The 18,054-nt window shown below is 73.8% G+C and carries 15 protein-coding genes; 5 read left to right on the top strand and 10 right to left on the bottom strand.

Annotated elements, in window-relative coordinates:
- The first annotated feature begins 179 nt into the window (after positions 1–179).
- Positions 180–2,330: an ATP-binding protein gene (locus IF19_RS0110145; RefSeq protein WP_030276419.1), complete on the top strand. Its 2,151-nt coding sequence runs from the start codon at positions 180–182 to the stop codon at positions 2,328–2,330.
- Between the two features lie 135 nt (positions 2,331–2,465).
- Positions 2,466–3,170: a DUF2470 domain-containing protein gene (locus IF19_RS0110140; protein WP_030117994.1), complete on the top strand. Its 705-nt coding sequence runs from the start codon at positions 2,466–2,468 to the stop codon at positions 3,168–3,170.
- A gap of 18 nt (positions 3,171–3,188) precedes the next feature.
- Here the strand turns inward: IF19_RS0110140 and IF19_RS0110135 are convergent, their stop codons facing one another.
- From IF19_RS0110135 to IF19_RS0110125, 3 genes are all read right to left on the bottom strand, one after another.
- Complete coding sequence (locus tag IF19_RS0110135; protein ID WP_030191501.1) at positions 3,189–3,917, bottom strand: TetR/AcrR family transcriptional regulator; 729 nt, start codon at positions 3,915–3,917, stop codon at positions 3,189–3,191.
- 107 nt (positions 3,918–4,024) lie between these two features.
- Positions 4,025–5,107 carry a PDR/VanB family oxidoreductase gene (locus IF19_RS0110130; RefSeq protein WP_030117997.1) on the bottom strand — a complete coding sequence of 361 codons (1,083 nt, stop codon included), beginning with the start codon at positions 5,105–5,107 and terminating at the stop codon, positions 4,025–4,027.
- 3 nt (positions 5,108–5,110) lie between these two features.
- Positions 5,111–6,046 carry a metal-dependent hydrolase gene (locus IF19_RS0110125; protein ID WP_050493832.1) on the bottom strand — a complete coding sequence of 312 codons (936 nt, stop codon included), beginning with the start codon at positions 6,044–6,046 and terminating at the stop codon, positions 5,111–5,113.
- A gap of 91 nt (positions 6,047–6,137) precedes the next feature.
- Between IF19_RS0110125 and IF19_RS0110120 the strand changes: the two genes are divergently transcribed.
- Positions 6,138–6,890, top strand: a complete 753-nt coding sequence (locus IF19_RS0110120; RefSeq protein ID WP_030117999.1) for a class I SAM-dependent methyltransferase — start codon at positions 6,138–6,140, stop codon at positions 6,888–6,890.
- Between the two features lie 11 nt (positions 6,891–6,901).
- Here the strand turns inward: IF19_RS0110120 and IF19_RS0110115 are convergent, their stop codons facing one another.
- The gene (locus IF19_RS0110115; protein ID WP_030118000.1) at positions 6,902–7,444 is read right to left on the bottom strand and encodes a carboxymuconolactone decarboxylase family protein; all 543 of its coding nucleotides are present in this window, start codon (positions 7,442–7,444) and stop codon (positions 6,902–6,904) included.
- Positions 7,445–7,483: 39 nt separating this feature from the next.
- On the opposite strand from IF19_RS0110115, the gene IF19_RS0110110 reads away from it, so the two are divergent.
- Positions 7,484–7,978, top strand: a complete 495-nt coding sequence (locus tag IF19_RS0110110) for a MarR family winged helix-turn-helix transcriptional regulator (protein WP_030118001.1) — start codon at positions 7,484–7,486, stop codon at positions 7,976–7,978.
- A gap of 185 nt (positions 7,979–8,163) precedes the next feature.
- On the opposite strand, the gene IF19_RS0110105 is transcribed toward IF19_RS0110110, so the two are convergent.
- A complete protein-coding gene (locus tag IF19_RS0110105; protein ID WP_030118002.1) occupies positions 8,164–8,811 on the bottom strand; it encodes a LuxR C-terminal-related transcriptional regulator in 648 nt (215 codons plus the stop codon).
- Positions 8,796–10,064 (bottom strand): sensor histidine kinase, encoded by a 1,269-nt coding sequence (locus IF19_RS0110100; protein ID WP_030276417.1) that lies wholly within the window; start codon positions 10,062–10,064, stop codon positions 8,796–8,798. The genes IF19_RS0110105 and IF19_RS0110100 overlap by 16 nt, the downstream gene beginning before the upstream one ends.
- 245 nt (positions 10,065–10,309) lie before the next feature.
- On the opposite strand from IF19_RS0110100, the gene IF19_RS0110095 reads away from it, so the two are divergent.
- Positions 10,310–12,433: an MMPL family transporter gene (locus tag IF19_RS0110095; RefSeq protein ID WP_030276415.1), complete on the top strand. Its 2,124-nt coding sequence runs from the start codon at positions 10,310–10,312 to the stop codon at positions 12,431–12,433.
- A 180-nt stretch (positions 12,434–12,613) separates the two neighbouring features.
- Here IF19_RS0110095 and IF19_RS0110090 read toward each other — a convergent pair whose 3' ends face one another.
- The 4 genes from IF19_RS0110090 to IF19_RS0110075 form a co-directional block, all read right to left on the bottom strand.
- On the bottom strand, positions 12,614–13,273 hold the full coding sequence (locus IF19_RS0110090) for a winged helix-turn-helix domain-containing protein (protein WP_030118006.1): 660 nt from the start codon (positions 13,271–13,273) through the stop codon (positions 12,614–12,616).
- Between the two features lie 473 nt (positions 13,274–13,746).
- Complete coding sequence (gene glnII, locus IF19_RS0110085) at positions 13,747–14,781, bottom strand: glutamine synthetase (protein WP_030118007.1); 1,035 nt, start codon at positions 14,779–14,781, stop codon at positions 13,747–13,749.
- Between the two features lie 275 nt (positions 14,782–15,056).
- Positions 15,057–16,199, bottom strand: coding sequence for an ARPP-2 domain-containing protein (locus tag IF19_RS0110080; protein WP_030277329.1), 1,143 nt, complete (start codon positions 16,197–16,199; stop codon positions 15,057–15,059).
- Positions 16,196–17,707, bottom strand: a complete 1,512-nt coding sequence (locus IF19_RS0110075; RefSeq protein WP_030118009.1) for a hypothetical protein — start codon at positions 17,705–17,707, stop codon at positions 16,196–16,198. The genes IF19_RS0110080 and IF19_RS0110075 overlap by 4 nt, the downstream gene beginning before the upstream one ends.
- Between the last annotated feature and the right edge of the window lie 347 nt (positions 17,708–18,054).

Here is an 18,054-nt window from a genome sequence, read left to right as displayed (position 1 = left end):
CCACCGCACTACGGTGACGGCAGACGTCGGCGACGGAGCCGCGACTGCCGTCCCGGGCCACCGGGCCGGTCCCGTACTCCCCACCGGGGAGCCGGGGCCGGCCCGGTGCGTGTGGCGAGCCCCCGCCCGGGGCCCTCGGCACCGCCGGCGCACCCAGCACCAGCGCGCGGACGGTGACGATGACCACGGTGGGACACCTCCCCGACGAGACGAGCAGCTTCGTCGGGAGGCGGGCCGAACTGGCCCGGCTGCACACCGCGTTGACCACGCACCGGATGACCACCCTGATCGGCCCCGGCGGCGTCGGCAAGACCCGGCTCGCGCTGCGGGCCGCGCGCGCGGCGGCCGACCGGTACGAGGACGGCGCCTGGTGGGCCGACCTCTCCCCGCTCCCCGACCACGGGCTGCTGCTCCCCACCGTCTCGGACGCGGTCGGACTCGCCGACCACAGCCTGCGCATGCCCGTCGAGGCGCTCTGCGAATGGCTCGGCGACAAGCGGCTCCTGCTGGTCCTCGACTCCGCCGAACACCTCCGAACCCCCTGCTCCCACCTGCTGGCGGACCTCCTGACCACCTCGCCCGGACTGTCCGTGCTGGTCACCAGCCGCCGGCCGCTCGGCACCCGGGGCGAACACCTCGTCGCGGTGGGGCCGCTCCCGGTCGACGGCGCGTCCGACGCGCTCCGGCTCTTCGCGGACCGGCTGCGCGCCGCCGACCCCCGCGCCGGTCTGGACGCCCCCGGCGACGAGGCGGCCGCCGCCGAGATCTGCCGCCGCCTCGAAGGCATCCCGCTCGCCATCGAACTGGCCGTCGCGGGCATGGGGCGCCACAGCGTGGCCCAGCTCGCCGACCGGATCGGCAGCCGCTTCGACGACCCGGGCGCGGGACCGGGCCGAGGCCGGCCGTGGCCCGCCGGAGCCCCCTGGCCCTCCGGCGCCCCGGCCCCGGTCCCCGGGGATTCCGCCGCGCCCGCCGCCTCCCGGCTCGACCTCCTCGCCGACGCGACGGCCCGGCCCCGCCGCCACCGCACCCTGCGCACCGCCATCGGCTGGTCGCACGAGCTGTGCACCCCGCTGGAACGCCTCCTGTGGGCCCGCCTCACCCCGCTGCGCACCGACTTCGACGCGGCCGTCGCCCGCGAGGTCTGCGCCGGGGGCCCGCTCGCCGGGGACGACGTCGACCGGGCGCTCCAGGGGCTCGTCGCCCAGTCCGTCGTCCAGCGCGACGGCGACCGCTACCGGATGCTCGACACCCTGCGCGAGTACGGCCGGATGTGGCTCGCCGAGCTGGGGGAGGCCCGCGCCGCCGCCGACCGGCACGCCGCCGGCTTCCTCGGCCTCGCCCGCCGCGCCCACGACGGCTGGACCGGGCCCGACCAGGTGTCCTGGTACCACAGGGTGGCCGACACCCACCTGGACCTCTGCGCCGCCCTGGAGCACCTGCTCGCCCACGACGTCACCGCGGCCCAGGAGATGGCGGGCCGGGTCGGCTTCTTCTGGGCGTGCTGCGGCCATCTCTCCGAGGCCCGGAACTACGCCCAGCGCGCCCTGGACGCCGGCCCGGTCGACGGGCCCCACCGGACCAGGCTGCAGTGGGTCCTCGGCGTCGCGGCCCTGCTCCAGGGCGACTTCGCGACCGCCGAGAAGTACGGCGCGCTCTGCACGGCCGTCGCCCTGTACGACCGTGACCACGAGGGCATGCTCGGCGCGACGTACCTCTCCGGCCTCACCCGGCTGATGACGGGGGAGCCGGCCGCCGCGCTGGAGGCGGCCGAGCGCGTCCTGCGCATGGCCGACAGCGTCCCGGAGGACTCCGCCCACCGGCTGCGCTGCCGCCTCATCACCGTCTTCGCGCTCACCGCGCTCGGCCGGCTCCCCGAGTCCGAGGCGGCGGCCACCGCGCTGCGCCGTGCCTGCGAGCGCACCGGCGAGCACTGGACCCGCTCCTACGCGGACTACCAGCTCGCCCTGATCGCCCTCCTCCGGGGCCGCCCGGCCGCCTCCGCCGCGCACGCCCGGGCGATGCTCGCGGGCAAGCACCGGCTCCGCGACAGCTTCGGCATCGCGCTGGGCCTGGACCTGCTGGCCGCCGCCATCGCCGCCCAGGGCGCCGGGGAGCGGGCCGCCCGGGTGTACGGCACCGGGCACGCGTACTGGCGCATGGTCGGCCACCCCCAGCGCGGTACGCCCGAGCTGGGGCCGATCCGCGAGACCTGCGAGATCCAGGCGCGGGCCGCCGTCGGGGACGAGGCGTACCAGCGAGCCTTCGAGCGCGGGCAGACGGACAACGCGGAGGTCGGCCTGGCGGAGGCGCTGCGCACCGACCTCTGAGGCGTGTGCGGCGGATCGCGACCGGGTCCCCGGCGTCACGCGCGCCCCGGACTACCCGCCTCCGCACATTGTGAGTAAGGTTAGGCATACCTAAGTAACCGCTCAGGTGTCGCCGACCCTCCCTGGAGACCTCGGATGCGTCTTACCCGCCCCCGCGCCACGCAGCCGACCCGCGCCGAACGCGTCCGGTCGATCCTGACCGTCGCCCACTCCATGACGGTGATCAGCGACGGCCTGCACACCGAAGTGCGCCGCCTGGACGGCGCGACCGCGATGGGCCACATCCACCTGCACGCCCCGGACGACGGCGGCCACGCGCCGAGCGCCGAACGCGTCCCGGCCCGCCTGGAGTTCACGGACATCGCCCCCACCCCCGTACGCGACCGGCTGCGCGCCCGCGTCACGGTCACCGGACTCCTCGCCGCCCCGTACAGCACCGGTACCGAGCAGAGCACCTGCATGGAGTTCGGGCAGGCCGTCCTGGAGGACGCGGAGGGGCGCACCTTCGTCACCCTGGAGGAGCTGGAGGAGGTCGAGACCGACCCGATCGCCGCGGCCGAGGCGGGCATGCTCACCCACCTCGTCGACGACCACGCCGAACTCGTCCCGCTGCTCCTGCGCCTCGTCCACCCCCGCCCCGAACGCGGGATGACGCGGGCCGTGCCCCTGGCGATGGACCGCTACGGCGTCACCCTGCGGCTCGAATACCCGCACGTCCACGAGGACGTCCGGCTGCCTTTCCCCCGCCCCGTCACCGAGATCGACCAGGCGGGCCCGCAGATCCACGCCCTGCTGGCCGCCGCCCGCCGCGTCTCCCACCGCAACGGTTTGCCCGCCTGACCCGGAGGGCGGCAGGCCTTACGGCTTCGGCAGCCGCTGCGCCGGTACGGCGGGCACGTCCGGGGCGAACGCCGAGAGCCGCGCCAGCAGCTCCCCGAACGGCCCGTCCGCCGGCTCCTGCGACAGCACCCGCAGCACGATGCCCGCCATCTCCTGGTCGTACGCGGCGCTGACGGCGGCGAGCGCCGCGAAGTCGTGCACCAGCTGCACCTCCAGCTCGGCGCGCGGAATCCGCCGCCCGTCCAGCCAGATCAGCGCCGTCGACTCGGCGAGGGAGACCCAGGAACGGACCACCAGCTCCAGCCGGGCCGGCGGTTCGCTCACTCCGAGGTGCGTGATGATCTGCTCGTACGCCGCCTGGCGCACCCCGTCGATCATGGCGGTCGCCGTCGACGAGCCGACCGCCGGGCCGCCGCGCATCAGCGCCGAGAAACCGGGCCCGTGCTCCTCGACGAAGTCGAAGAACCGCCCCATCACCCGCAACAGCCGTGCGCCCAGCGGCCCTTCGGGCGGCTCCTGGAAACGGGCCGCCAACTCGTCGGCGGCCCGCCGCAACGCCGCCTCGTACAGGCTCTGTTTGCCGGGGAAGTAGTGGTACACCAGCGGACGGGAGATCCCCGCGGCGGCGGCGATCTCGTCGATCGACACGTCCTCGGGTGAGCGGCGGCTGAACAAGTCCAGCGCGACGCCGATCAGTTGCTGCCTGCGCTCGCCGACGCCCATCCTGCGCCGCACCCCGGTCGTCATGTCCGACAGCCTATCCGGGGCGGCCGCATATGCCCCACCGGGCCCGCGGGCCGCCCCGCAGGGCGGGCCGGGGCGCGCGAGCCCCGGCCCGGTCGGCGCGCCACGCCCTACAGGTCCAGCACCAGGCGCTCGCCCCGGCAGCGCGAGACGCAGATCAGCATCGAGTCGTCCCGCTCGCCCTCGGTCAGCAGATCGTCCCGGTGGTCGATCTCGCCCTCCAGGACGCGCTGTTGGCAGGTTCCGCAGAAGCCCTGTTCGCAGGAGTACGAGACATGGGGCACGGCGGTGCGGACCGCGTCCAGCACCGACTGCCCGGCGGCCACCGGCACCGTGCGCCCGGTGCGCCGCAACTCCACCTCGAACGGCCCGGAACCGGCGCCCGCCGCGTCCCCGCTCGCGGCCGAGAACCGCTCCAGGTGCAGCGCGCAGCCCTCGGGGAGCACGGCGGCGACGGCGTCCATCAGGGGCTCGGGCCCGCAGCAGTAGACCGCGGTCCCCGGGGCGAGACCGGTGAACGCCCCCGCGATGTCCGGGTGTCCGGCCTCGTCCTGGGCGACGACCGTGACTCGGTCCCCGTCCGCGCCGAGCTTCTCGATCTCCTCCAGGAACGGCATGGAGGCCCGCGACCGTCCCCCGTACAGCAGCCGCCAGTCGGCCCCCGAAGCGGCCAGCGACCGCAGCATCGGCAGGACGGGGGTGATGCCGATGCCGCCGACGACGAAGAGGTGCGCGGGGGCCTCGGCCAGCGGGAAGCGGTTGCGCGGCCCGCGCACTTCGACCTCCTGGCCCTCCTGGAGCTGCTCGTGCACCTCCCGCGAACCGCCCCGGCCGTCCGCCACGAGCCGGGTCGCCACCGTGTACGCCCCGGCGTCCTCCGGGTCGCCGCACAGCGAGTACTGGCGCACCAGGCCGGACGGCAGCACCAGGTCCAGATGGGCCCCCGGCGACCAGGCCGGCAGACCGAAGCCCTCCAGCCGGAGCTGGACGACGCCGTCGGCGATCACGGTCCGCCCGGTGACCAGCAGCCGGCGGACCGCCGTCGCGCGCCGCTCGGAGTGGCCCGAGATCGGCTCGGGCAGGGCGGGCAGCGGCCACAGCGGGGACCGGGCGATCCGGCGCTTCAACGCCCGCCGGGTGAGCAGGGCGGCGCCGGAGACCAGCACGACGGTCCCGAGACGGGGAAGTGCCACGGTTCAGGCCCCCTTCGTGGTCGCGGTCGCGGCCGGGGCCACGGCCCCGGTCTCCGCCTCGGCGGCGAGCGCGGCGGGGGAGCGGGTCAGATACTCCACGGCCTGCGCCGTGCTGCCTTCCTGCGAGGGGTGGTAGGACCGGCTGAGATAGGTGGGCACGGACCGCAGGATCGCGCCCGTGCTCGGCAGCGTGCCCTGCTTCCCGCTGGTGTGGAACGCCTTGAACGACGCCTTGCCGTCCAGCAGCGTTGGGTCGTTCTCCATGAAGAAGCGGACGCCCCGCTGCCACAGGAACACCAGCGCCGAGAACGCCGTCCCCCAGGTGCGCACCCGCCGCCGGTAGCCCCCGTCCACGTGCATGAAGACGTCGAAGGCCACCGACCGGTGCTCGACCTCCTCGGCCCCGTGCCAGCGCAGCAGGTCCAGCATGGTCGGGTCCGCGCCCCGGCGGTCCAGCGCGTCGGCGTTGAGGATCCAGTCGCCGAGGAACGCGGTGTAGTGCTCGATCGCCGCGATCATCGCCACCCGCTCCATCAGCCACCACGTGGAGGCCCGCCCCGGCGGCAGGGTCCGGTCCCCGAGCAGCTTCTCGAAGAGCCAGTCGACCTGCGCGGTGTACGGGGTCGGGTCGATCCCCAACTCCCGCAGGCGCGGCAGCACATCGTCGTGCGCCTGCGAGTGCACGGCCTCCTGCCCGATGAACCCGATGACGTCCTCGCGGAGCCGGTCGTCGTGGATGTACGGGAGTATCTGCCGGTACACGTGGATGAACCAGCGCTCCCCGGCCGGGAGCAGCAGGTGGAGCACGTTGATGGTGTGCGTGGTGAACGGATCGCCCGGCACCCAGTGCAGGGGGGTCTTCTCCCAGGCGAAGGACACCTTGCGGGCCTTGAGGTGCGTACGCTCCGACGCGACCGCCGCTGGCTGCGTGTTAGACATGGTGTCAATGTACTGACGGGTATGCGGGTGGACCAGGGGCGTGCGCGAATTTTCCCGGCGGCTGCGGGGGCGCTGCGCGATGATCGCTTGTATGACGAAACCTGTGCAGGCCCGTTCCTTCGACGCCATCGCCGCCGCCTACGACGCCCACCGGCCCTCCTATCCGCCCGCTCTGTTCGACGCCGTCGAGGAACTGTCCGGAGTCCCGCTCGCCGGAGCCCGGGTCGCGGACGTCGGGGCCGGTACGGGGCTCGGCACGGCGCGGCTGTACGAGCGCGGGGCCCGGGTCACGGCGGTGGAGCCGGGTGACGGGATGGCCGAGCAGTTCGCCCGGAGCCTGCCGGACGTGCCCCTGGTCCGGGGCGACGGCAACAGCCTGCCGCTGCGGACCGGGTCGATGGACCTGATCACGTACGCCCAGGCGTGGCACTGGACCGACTCCGTTCGCTCGATCCCCGAGGCCCGCCGGGTGCTGCGGCCGGGCGGGGCGCTGGCCCTGTGGTGGAACGACGGCGACCCCGCCGTGGACTGGCTCGTCGACCAGGAGAACCGGATGCGGGTCTTCTTCGGGGTGGACATCCCGGTCGTCCCGAACCGCGGGGCCCGCTTCCGGGCCGATATGCCCGACGGGCTCGACTTCCGTACCCGGCAGGTGGCGTGGAGCCGACGCGTGCCGGTCGACGCCCACATCGCCAACATGGCCACGCACTCCGACTTCCTGATCGGCGATCCGGCGGCGGTCCAGGACTTCTTCGACCGTGAACGGGCGCTGCTGACCGCCCTGTTCCCGGGCGGCGAGGTGGAGGAGGCGTACGTCGTGAGCCTCGCGGTGGCCCACCCCTGACTCTCCAGGTCTCAGGCGTGGGCGGCGAGTTGGGCGTCCACCGGGGCTCCCGTGAGCCGGTTGGCCAGGGTCGACAGGGTGTACGCCCCGATGCCGAGCACCACGTCGAGGGCGTTCCGCTCGCTGTAGCCGTATGCGAGGAAGTCCCGCAGGGCCGCGTCGTCCACCGCCCCCGCCGAGGCGATCACCTCCAGCGTGAACCGCCGCACGGCGTCCAGGCGTTCGTCGGGGAGCGCGGGGCTGCCGGGGGAGCGCAGGGCGGCGATCAGCGCCGGGTCGGCGTCCAGTGAGGTCAGCTTGGCGGTGTGCATCGCGACGCAGACGTGGCAGTCGTTGCGCGTTGCCACCGTCATGATCAGGACCTCGCGGGAGAGCGGGTCCAGCGAGCAGGACTCGAAGATCGCGCTGATCTTCAGGAAGCCGTCCAGGGCGTGGGGTGAGGCGGCGAGGCGGGCGATGGCCGCGGGCCGGTAGCCCAGCCGCTCCGTGACCGCCTCCATGGCGCGACGCGAGCCGGGCGGGGCGGTCTCGGGGGTGAGATCGGGAAAGGGCATGACGGGGCCTCCCTGTTCGGGGCGGTTAGAGTCGACAACATGGTTGACGAAAAAAAGGTAAACCAGGTTGTCGATGTGCGCAACGGCTTCGAGCTGCCCCTGCTGCTCTTCGCGGGGTTCCGTTCGATCATCGACGCCCTGCACCGGGATCTGGCCGAGCACGGGCACCCCGAGACCCGCCCCGCGTACGGCTTCGCCCTCCAGGCCGTGGGGCGTGACGGCGCGGCCATCGGGGAGATCGGGCGACGGCTCGGCGTCTCCAAGCAGGCGGCGGGGAAGACGGTCGAGAAGCTGGAAGGGCTCGGCTACGTCGAGCGTGCCCCGGACCCCGCCGACGGCCGGCGCACCCTGATCCGCCTCACCCCGCACGGCGTCGACCTGCTGATCCGCTCGGCCGAGGGCTTCGACCGGCTCCGGGCGGAGTGGGCCCGGACGCTCGGCGCGGACCGGCTGGCCGCCCTGGAGGAGGACCTGCGCACGATGGACCCGGGCGGTGCGTTCCGGCTGGACGCGGCGGGGTGGTTCACGGGCTGAGGGGACGCGCGAGCCGGCGGAGCGGGAGGGCCAGACCCCGGACCCGTACGGCGGAGGCTCCCGGCCTCGTGGCGGAGCCGGAGGCCCCGGCCGTGTACGGGGGAGGCCCCGGCCCCGTGCGGCGGAGGGGGAAGCCCCGGCCCCGTGGCGAGGCCGGAGGGCCCCGGCCCCGTGCTGCGGGCGGGTCAGCCCCGGTCCAGGTACGCCAGCACCGCCAGTACCCGCCGGTTGTCGTCGTCGGACGGCGGCAGGTCCAGCTTCCCGAAGATGTTCGACGTGTGCTTGGCCACCGCCCGCTCCGTGATCACCAACTGCGCGGCGATGGCGGCGTTCGAGCGCCCCTGCGCCACCAGCTCCATCACGTCCCGCTCGCGCGGGGTGAGCCCGCCCATCGGCTCGTCCCGTGAACGGCGCGACAGGAGCTGGGAGATGACCTGCGGATCCATCGCCGTGCCGCCCGCCGCCACCCGGCGCACGGCGTCGACGAACTGCTCCGCGTCGAAGACCCGGTCCTTCAGCAGATAGCCCACACCGCCGTCGCCGTCCGCCAGCAACTCCCGTGCGTACAACTGCTCCACGTGCTGGGAGAGCACCAGCACCGGCAGCCCCGGCCGGGCCCGGCGGGCGGCCAGGGCGCACTGGAGGCCCTCGTCCGTGTGCGACGGCGGGAGCCGGACGTCGACGACGGCGACGTCCGGCTCCAACTCGGCGAGCGCCCTCGTCAGTTCGGGCCCGGTCTCCACGGCGGCGACCACCTCGAAACCGTACGCCTCCAGCATGCGCACCAGGCCGTCGCGCAGCAGGAAGAGGTCTTCGGCTAGGACAACGCGCAAGGGATCTCCATGGTCACCATGGTGGGACCGCCGGCGGGGCTGCTGACGGCCAGGACGCCGTCGAATGTACCGAGTCGCCGTTCGATCCCGCTCAGGCCCGAACCCGGTCCGGCGACCGCGCCGCCCTTCCCGTCGTCCGTCACGGAGATCCGCAGCATCCCCTCCGTGTGGTGCAGGTCCACGTAGACCCGCTCCGCCTGTGCGTGCTTCACCGCGTTCGTCAGGGCCTCGCTGACCGCGAAGTACGCCGCCGACTCCACCGGTGCCTCCGCCCGCCCCGCCAGCTCCACCGTGACCTCGGTGGCGACGGGCAGCCGCAGCGCCAGCGCCCGCACCGCGTCGCCCAGACCGCGCTCGGCGAGGACCGGCGGATGGATGCCCCGCACCAGATCGCGCAGTTCGGTCAGCGCCTCCGCCGACGACTCCCGGGCCATGGCCAGCATCTTCTTCGCCTGCGCCGGGTCCTTCTCGACCAACGCCTCGATCGTCCCCAGGTTCATCCCCATCGCGACCAGCCGCGCCTGCGCCCCGTCGTGCAGGTCCCGCTCGATGCGCCGCAGTTCGGAGGCCGCCGTGTCCACGGCCTCGTGCCGGGTCTCCGTCAGCCGCTCGACGCGCCGGGCCAGCTCCTCGTCCCGGGCGGGGGCCAGCACGGTGCGGGCGAGCAGGAAGTGGGCCCGCAGCACCGCCCCGGTCGCCCGAAGCCCGACGTGGAAGAGCACGATGCCCAGCGCCAGGGCCGCCAGCCCGGTCAACTGGCTGTCCACCGGAACGAACATGTACCAGTACGGCTCGTCCTGGAAGACCCGCCACAGCCCCGCCGCCAGCACCACCGATTCCACCGGATAGAGCATCAGCCCGGCGGCCACCACCGCCAGCACCGATCCCGCCGTCATGTCCACCAGCAGCCACAGCAGATCCCGCCAGGTCGCCGGATCCTTCAGCATCAGCGTGGTCCGCTCCACCTGACCGGTGACCCCCGGCCGCAGTTCTTTCGGGAACGGCCGGTACGGAACCGGGATCCGCACGGACGACCAGGTCGCCGCCCACAGTCTCCGCTGGTTGGCGTGCTTGCGGACCGCCTCCAGCACCACCGGGGTGGTGAACACCCCGATGCCCAGCAGGATGAACGAGATCGAGACCACCGCGAGCACGAACAGGGCGGTGGACACCGCGAGCCCCACCACGGACAGGAACAGCCCCCGCCCCGCCGCCGTCGACGACGACCGCAGCCGCCCCGAGAACACCTTCATCGCGATCCCTCTCCCCTCACCGGAGCCGGGCCGATCCCCGATCCGGAGGCCAGTCTCGCCCCGTCCGGCCCCGCCGCGTCAGCCGGTCCGCCACCCGAAGGGGGTGTACCTGGCACCACCCCCCGGCCCACCCCCTGCACCGCCGTGACCGGGGGGTTCGACGGCTGGGGCGGACCGCCCCCGGTTCCTAGGTTCGAAGCGTCCCGATCCGCTCACCTGACGCTCACCTCCGGGGGAGAGACCACATGAGGCGCAACCTCGCCGCACGCATCGGCGTGTGGAGCACACACCACCGCAAGACCGCGATCCTGGGCTGGCTGCTCTTCGTCGTGCTGGCCACGGGCATCGGCGGGGCCACCGGCATGGTTGAGATGACCGACGCGGAGAACGGAGCCGGGGAATCCGCCCGCGCCGAGCAGATCCTCCTCGACGCCGGACTCGACAAGCCCGCCGGCGAACTCGTCATGGTCTCCGCCCCCGCAGCGGGCGACTGGAAGCCGGCCGCCGAAGCCCTCGCCACCGCCGTACGGAAGACCGGCGAAACGCGGAACATCGCCCCGCCCGTCCCCTCCGAGAACGGTGAGGACGCGCTGATCGCCTTCGAGATGAAGGGCGACGCCGCCACCTCCTCCGAGCGGATCCAGCCCGTCCTGGACGCGGTCGCCGCCGTGGGCGCGGACCACCCGGACGTCGAGATCCACCAGTTCGGCGAGGCCAGCGCGGGCAAGTGGCTCGGCGACCTGCTGGCCGAGGACTTCAGGAAGGCCGAGTTCACCGCCGTCCCCCTGGCCCTCGGCATCCTCCTCGTCGCCTTCGGCGCGATCGTCGCCGCCCTGCTCCCGGTCGGGCTCGCCCTCACCGCGTGCATGGCCGCCTTCGGCCTCCTGTCGATCGCCAGCCACCAACTGCACCTGTTCCAGACCACGTACTCGGTGATGTTCCTGATGGGCTTCGCCGTCGGCGTCGACTACTGCCTCTTCTACCTGCGCCGCGAACGCGACGAACGCGCGGCCGGACGCGACGCCGAGACCGCCCTGCGCATCGCGGCGGCCACCAGCGGGCGGGCGGTGCTCGTCTCCGGCCTCACCGTGATGGTCGCGATGGGCGGCATGTTCCTCTCCGGACTCCTGCTGTTCAAGGGCTTCGCCCTCGCCACGATCATCGTCGTGTTCATCGCCATGCTGGGCTCGGTCACCGTCCTGCCCGCCCTGCTCTCCTGGCTCGGCGACCGCATCGACGCCGGCCGCATCCCGCTGCTCAACCGCCGGGCCGAGCACGGGAGTCCGGAGAGCGGGCGGATCACCGGCCGGGTGCTCGGTCCGGTCCTCGCCAGGCCCCGCACCTTCGCCGTCGCCGCCGTCGTCCTGCTGCTCGCCCTCGCGGCGCCCGCCCTCGGCATGAAGACCGAATCCCTGGGCCTGGAGAAGCAGTTCGGCTCCGACGCGCAGCTCTCGATCGCCCACAGCCGTATCACCGAGAGCTTCCCCGGCGGCCCCGCCCCCGCTCTCGTCGTGGTCACCGCACCCGACATCACCGCCCCGGAGGTCGGCGAGGCGCTCGGCGGGTTCGAGGACGTCACCGTCCACCGCGACGAGAACGTCGCCGAGTTCGAACTCCCCCTGCCGCGCGGAGCCGCCGACCTGACCGACCTGCGCGACAAGCGGCTGCCCGCCGCGTTCGACGGCACCGGGGCAAAGGCCCACGTCACGGGCGAGACCGCCGGATCGGTCGACTTCAACGACCAGCTCCGGCGTGGCATCGTCCCGGTCTTCGTCTTCATCACGGCGGTGACCTTCCTGCTGATGCTGTTCTGCTTCCGCAGCTACGTCATCGCCGTCACCTCCATCGTCCTCAACCTCCTCTCCGTGGCCGCGTCCTACGGGGTGATGACCGCCGTCTTCCAGCACGGCTGGGGCGCATCCCTCATCGGCTCGGAGGGGATCGGCGCGATCGAGGCGTGGATGCCGCTGTTCGTCCTGGTCGTCCTGTTCGGCCTGTCCATGGACTACCACGTCTTCGTCGTCTCCCGGATCCGCGAAGCGCGCGGCAGCGGGCTGGACAACCGGTCCGCCATCGAGACCGGCCTGCGCCGCACGGCCGGGGCGGTCACCGGGGCGGCGGCCATCATGGTGGCGGTGTTCGCGGTGTTCGGCACCCTGTCCATGCAGGACATGCAGCAGATGGGCGTGGGCCTGGCCGTCGCGGTGCTGCTGGACGCCACCCTCGTACGGATGGTGCTCCTGCCCTCCGTGATGCTGCTGCTCGGCGAGCGCAACTGGCGTACACCGCGCGGCCTTTCGCGGCTGCCGGGCCTGGAGCGGGAGGAGGCCGCCGGACCGGTGACCGGCCGCGACACCGTACGGGCCTGAATCTCCACGGGGTTGAGGGTGTACGGGCCCGAGGGCCTGTGCCGCGAGCACACGGGGGCGGCCCCGGAGCACGGTCGATGAGGAACCGTGCTCCGGGGCCGCCGGACGTGCGGGCGCGTACGCCACCGGTCCGCCGGGCCCGGGCGAGCGCGTCGGTGGCCCGGCGGCACAACGGGCCGGTCAGGGCGTGTACTTGTACCCGACCCGCCGTACCGTCTGGATCGAACGCCGGTACTCCGCGCCCAGCTTGCGGCGCAACCGCGCGACGTGCACGTCCACGGTCCGCCCGTCGCCCACGTGCCCGTACCCCCACACCGTGGTCACCAGCTGGTCGCGGGTGTGCACCCGGTGGGGGTGCGCGACCAGGTGGGCCAGCAGCTCGAACTCCAGGTACGTGAGGTCGAGTTCGACGCCGTCGACCGAGGCCGTGCGCCGCGTGGCGTCGATCCGGACCGGGCCGCCCGCAGCGCCGTCGCCGGAGGCGCGGCCGGGCTCGCCGGGCGCGGACTGCTGCGGGAACGCCGCCAGGTGCTGCGAGGCGGAGGCCGCCCCGGCGGGCGCGGGCTGCTGGTCGGCCGGGACCAGCACCAGGTAGCCGATCATCGGCGGCTGGCCGGGCAGGGCGGGCAGGGTGTGCGGCGGGGCCGGCAGCCAGGTGGCCCCCGGCGGGAGGAACCCGGCGACCTCGGCCGGGGCCGCGACCTCGTCGCGGTCGACCGCGCGCAGCCGGTGCCGGCTCGGATGGGAGGGGAGGGAGCGGGCGGAGGGTCGGGCCGCAGCGGGCGCCGGGGACGCCGCGGTGGCGGCGGACGCGGCGGAGAAGGTACGAGTGTTCGCCATGAGGGTCAGCTCTTTCGCGCGAGGAGTCGTCAGGGACGGACTTACGTCGTACGCGCGGACCGAAGGCCGGGGTGAGCGGCTTTAGTGGGCCTGCGCGTTCCACGCGCGGCAACACACTCGGTCGAAGTCATGGTGCTGACGGGAAGGCCAGAACGGTTCGAGGTCGCTGCGACCCGACGCGATGTGCTGGTGGCTGGCCATGCCTCCCATTGAAGCAGACATCGCGGCCGCGCATCAGACTCCTCTCACCCGTCGATACGGACCCTTGGCGTTACGTTCCTCACGCCCGGCGGCGAGCGGCCCGGCGAGAGCCCCCGGCAGTGGCGGCGGCAGCGGCGGCTGGAGGCGGGCGAGCCCGACAGCGGCGGCGGGAGGCCCGGTGGCGCGGAGCGATCGCCGCGTACGCCCGCCGGTGACGCGCGAGGGGCCCGCCGGCGAACCGGCGGGCCCTCGACGTCGGTCGGCGGCGGGGATCAGACCTGGCCGGCCTTCTCCAGCGCGGTGCAGCAGGTGTCCACGATCAGCCGCGTGACCACGTACGGGTCGACGTTGGCGTTCGGGCGGCGGTCCTCGATGTACCCCTTGCGGTCCTGCTCGACCTGCCACGGGATGCGGACCGAGGCGCCGCGGTCGGAGACGCCGTAGCTGTACTCGTTCCACGGGGCGGTCTCGTGCAGGCCGGTGAGGCGGTCGTCGATGCCCGCGCCGTAGTTCTTCACGTGGTCCATCGGCTTGGAGCCGTCGCCCAGCGACTCGCACGCGGTGATGATCGCGTCGTAGCCCTCGCGCATCGCCCCGGTGGAGAAGTTGGTGTGCGCGCCCGCGCCGTTCCAGTCGCCCTTGACCGGCTTCGGGTCCAGCGTCGCGGAGACGCCGAAGTCCTCGGCGGTGCGGTAGAGCAGCCAACGGGCCACCCACAGCTGGTCGGAGACCTCCAGCGGGGAGAGCGGGCCCACCTGGAACTCCCACTGCCCCGGCATGACCTCGGCGTTGATGCCGGAGATGCCGAGCCCCGCCGCCAGACAGTTGTCGAGGTGCTTCTCCACGATGTCGCGGCCGAAGATCTCGTCCGCCCCGACCCCGCAGTAGTAGCCGCCCTGCGCGGCCGGGAAGCCGCCCTCGGGGAAGCCGAGCGGCCGGTGGCCGTCGAAGAAGGTGTACTCCTGCTCGATGCCGAAGACCGGCGCCTGGTCCGCGAACCGCTCGGCGACCGGACGCAGCGCGGCCCGGGTGTTGGACGCGTGCGGCGTCATGTCGATGTCGAAGACCTCGCACAGGACGAGGACGTCGTCGCCGCCGCGGATCGGGTCCGGACAGGTGAAGACGGGCTTGAGCACCCGGTCGGAGGCGTGGCCCTCGGCCTGGCTGGTGCTGGAGCCGTCGAATCCCCAGACCGGCAGGTCGGCCACGTCGCCCGACGGCGTCCCGCCCATGATCTTCGTCTTGGAGCGGAGCTTGGCGGTCGGCTCGGTGCCGTCGATCCAGATGTACTCAGCCTTGAACGTCACGGTCGCCATCCTTCGCGGGTGCAGCGGTCTCTGCGGCGCAGCTTGGCAAGCCGCGATTTCCCGTCCGTTGCCCGAGTGTGAACCCCGTGTTACCGGGGTTTCGCGGAGGCTTCGGGGCGACGGGAGCCCCGCACCCCTTCAACCCCGGCCCCCCCAGCCCCGTACGACCGCACCCCCTCAGCCCCGCAGCCCCACGCATCCGCGCCCCCGCAGCCCCCGGCCCCCGGACCCGCATCCCCCGAGCCCCGGGCGCAGTCCCGCCCCCCCCCGGGCCCTCAGACGCCGCCCTTGAGCAGCGCCCCGAACCCGGCCGCCCGTATCCGGCGGATCAGCTCCGCCCGGCTCGCCCCGAGAGCGGCGGCCGCCCGGTCCGGCTCCCAGTCCGCACCGGCCAGGGTCCGCAGCAGATGGCCCCGGCGGATCTGCGCGTCGGAGAGCCGGAACGTCTTGAGGTAGGCCACCCGCCCCTTGTGGTCGGTGATCGTCTCCCCGATGTGCTGCCCGCCCCCGTCCCGGACGAACGGCGGCAGGAACCGCCACAGGGTGAACGACTTCATCCGGTACACCCGGTCGAACGTGTACGAGGTGTCCAGCAACTCCCGCGCGAACAGGGTGTCGTGCGCCTGTGCCCACTCCCGCTGCCGCGCCAGCGCCGCCGCCCGCAGATCACCGAGCCCGCCGATGTGCTCCTCGCCCGTGATCCGCACCGGCGACTCCGGCACCGGGGCCCCGTACAGGGCGTACTGGTGCACCAGCTCCCCGTAGAGGTCCTCCACCAGCGACGCGTGCAGCAGGCGGTAGTCGTCCGGGTGCGGGACGACGAAGGCGGCGGCGAGCGCGTCGGAGACGTACACCATCACCCCGCACTGGTCCGGGTGGATCTCGAAGACCCGCAGCGCGTCCCCGAGCCCGCGCACGGACAGCCCCAGGTACGCGTCCTCCGCGCGCGGCGAGAGCCCGTCGCGCAGGGCCGCGCGCGACCACTCCTCCCAGGCCGTGGAGGGCCCGCCGAAGTGCAGCGCGAGGTAGCCCTCCAGCGCCAGATGCAGCGGCAGGAACCGCAGCCGGTCGCCCGGCCGCCGCTTGGCCATCCGGTGGTGGGGCAGCGCGGGCAACGGCATGGCGCGGGGCGCTTCGCCGCCGCCGAACTGGGTGCCGTACGCGGCGGAGCGCCGCCCGCCCGCGCCCGCCGCCGGCCCGCCCCCGCCCGACCATTCCGCGACCAGGCCGTGCGGGATGTACGACAGGTAGCGCTCGCGGGGACCCAGCTCGACGATCCCCGCACCCATCCCCTCGTACACCTCGCGGTGCAGCCGCAGCCCCTCCACCGGCGACGCGCGCACCAGCGGGACGAGCCGGACGCCGCCCCACATCTGCGCGGGCCGCACGGTGAGCCCGGTCAGCTCCAGCCGGTTCACGCCGTGCCTCCCTCTCCGGTGAACCGGGCCACCCGCCGGTCCAGATACGCGTACAGCTCCTCGGGCCCCGCCCGCCCCTCCGCGAACCGGGCGATCTCCACCAGGGCGGGCAGATCCTCCGCGTCCCGGATCCCGGCCGTCGCCACCCCCGCCGCCAGCCGCCGCACATCGAAACCGTCCGCGTCGTATACGGGGTTGACGTGCACGGCCGCCGTCCGGCGGCCCGGATCCAGCCGCTGCCGCCAGACCCGCAGCACCTCGCCCGCCAGACCCGCCGGAGCGTTGTCCCACCCGTCCGAGACGATCACCAGCCGGTCCGGGGCCGCCCCGCCGGGGCCCGGCTCCAGGGCGTCCAGGATCCGCGCACCCAGCGGGGTCGGCCCCCACGGACGTACGAGCAGGGCGTCGCCCGCGCCCGAGGTCCACAGCCCCCGGTACGCGCCCGGCGCGGCCAGTGCCTCCAGCAGGTGGTGGCAGGCCAGGGCCACGGCGAGCGGACGGCGGCGCTTCTGCCCCGATCCGGACGAGGAGAAGCTGTCGTCCAGGACCGCGTGCACCCGCCCCCAGCTCCCGGCGTGCGCCCCCGCCGCCCGCCGGGCCGCCGCGCGCAGGGCACCGGTCAGCTCGGCCCGGCGCTCGGCGCGCTGCGTGAAGCCGAGCGACAGTACGTACGACGCGAGCCTGGTCAGCGGCATCGCGGTCAGATCGACGTCCGGCCGCCGGTCGCCCACCACGCGCTGCTCCTGGGTGCGCAGCCGCTCCAGCCGGGTCATCCGGGGCGCCGCCCGCTTCAGGAATACCTCGCGCTTCATCCCGTGCTTGGCGGCGAACCCCTCCGCCACGCTGAACGGCAGCTCGGTCACGGCCCCCTGCTCGTAGTGGGCGCGCCGCCACGCGTCCAGCAACCTGTGCTCGTACCGGCGCGACCGTCCCGGACGGAACAGGAACTCACCGGTCTCCGGCAGCGGTTCGGCCTCCTGGCGGCAGCGCAGATGGATGTGCCGGGCTGCGGTCTTCAGCCCGGCCCGGTACTTCACCGCGTCATGGCCCAGGTCCGGACGCGCCGCCAGCCAGTCACGCATGATCGCCCGCGTGCGCCGGTTGTTGACCTTGGCGCGGCGCAGCTCACCGAAGAGACGGTAGACGCGGGGCGGCGGCAGCAGAGCCAGCCGGGCGGCGATCAGCCGCCCCTCGGTGCGCCGCTCCTCGTCGCTCGCCTCGCCCGCGGTCTCCAGCAGGGCGCGCACGATGAGCGCCGCGTTGTGGTGGTTGATGTCCAGCGCCAGTGAAGCGGCGTAGACGCGGCGGTAGTTGACCCGTACGGAGGTGTGCAGGAAGTCCAGGGAGAGCCGCTGCGCGTCGGCGTCCGAGTGGAACTCGCGCTGCCCGGTCGCCGTGATCGCCGCGTTCACGAAGAGGAGGACGTCCTCGGCGGCGACGAGGTCGGGGACACCCGCGGCGGGGTGCGCGAGGGGGCCGGCTGCGGCGACGGCCTCGGGTGTGTTCATGGCTTCCCTCAGTGACGAACGGTCGCCGTGATAACCGTCGTTGGGCGCAGACGCAGACGCAGGCGCGGAAACAGGGACGGTGACGGGGACGGAGGCGGAGACGGGATGCCGGCCGGGGAATGGAGGCGCGAACAGCGAAATCATTGCTTCATAGGCAGGTCCCGGAAGTCGCGGCCGGAGTCCCGCGGCCGGCCCGGGAAACGTATCGGGGCGAGCGTGCCCCGCGCCACCGTATTCGCGCCGGCGGCTCCGCGCGGCACCACGGGCATGACCTCCGCCCCGCACCACGAGCCCGCACCACGAGCCCGCCCCGCGATGCCGGCACCGCCCCCGCACCGGAGCTTCAG

It is taken from the genome of Streptomyces californicus (assembly GCF_000717645.1).
GTDB classification, from domain to species: Bacteria; Actinomycetota; Actinomycetes; order Streptomycetales; family Streptomycetaceae; genus Streptomyces; species Streptomyces californicus.
This window is presented reverse-complemented; position numbering and strand designations above follow the sequence as displayed.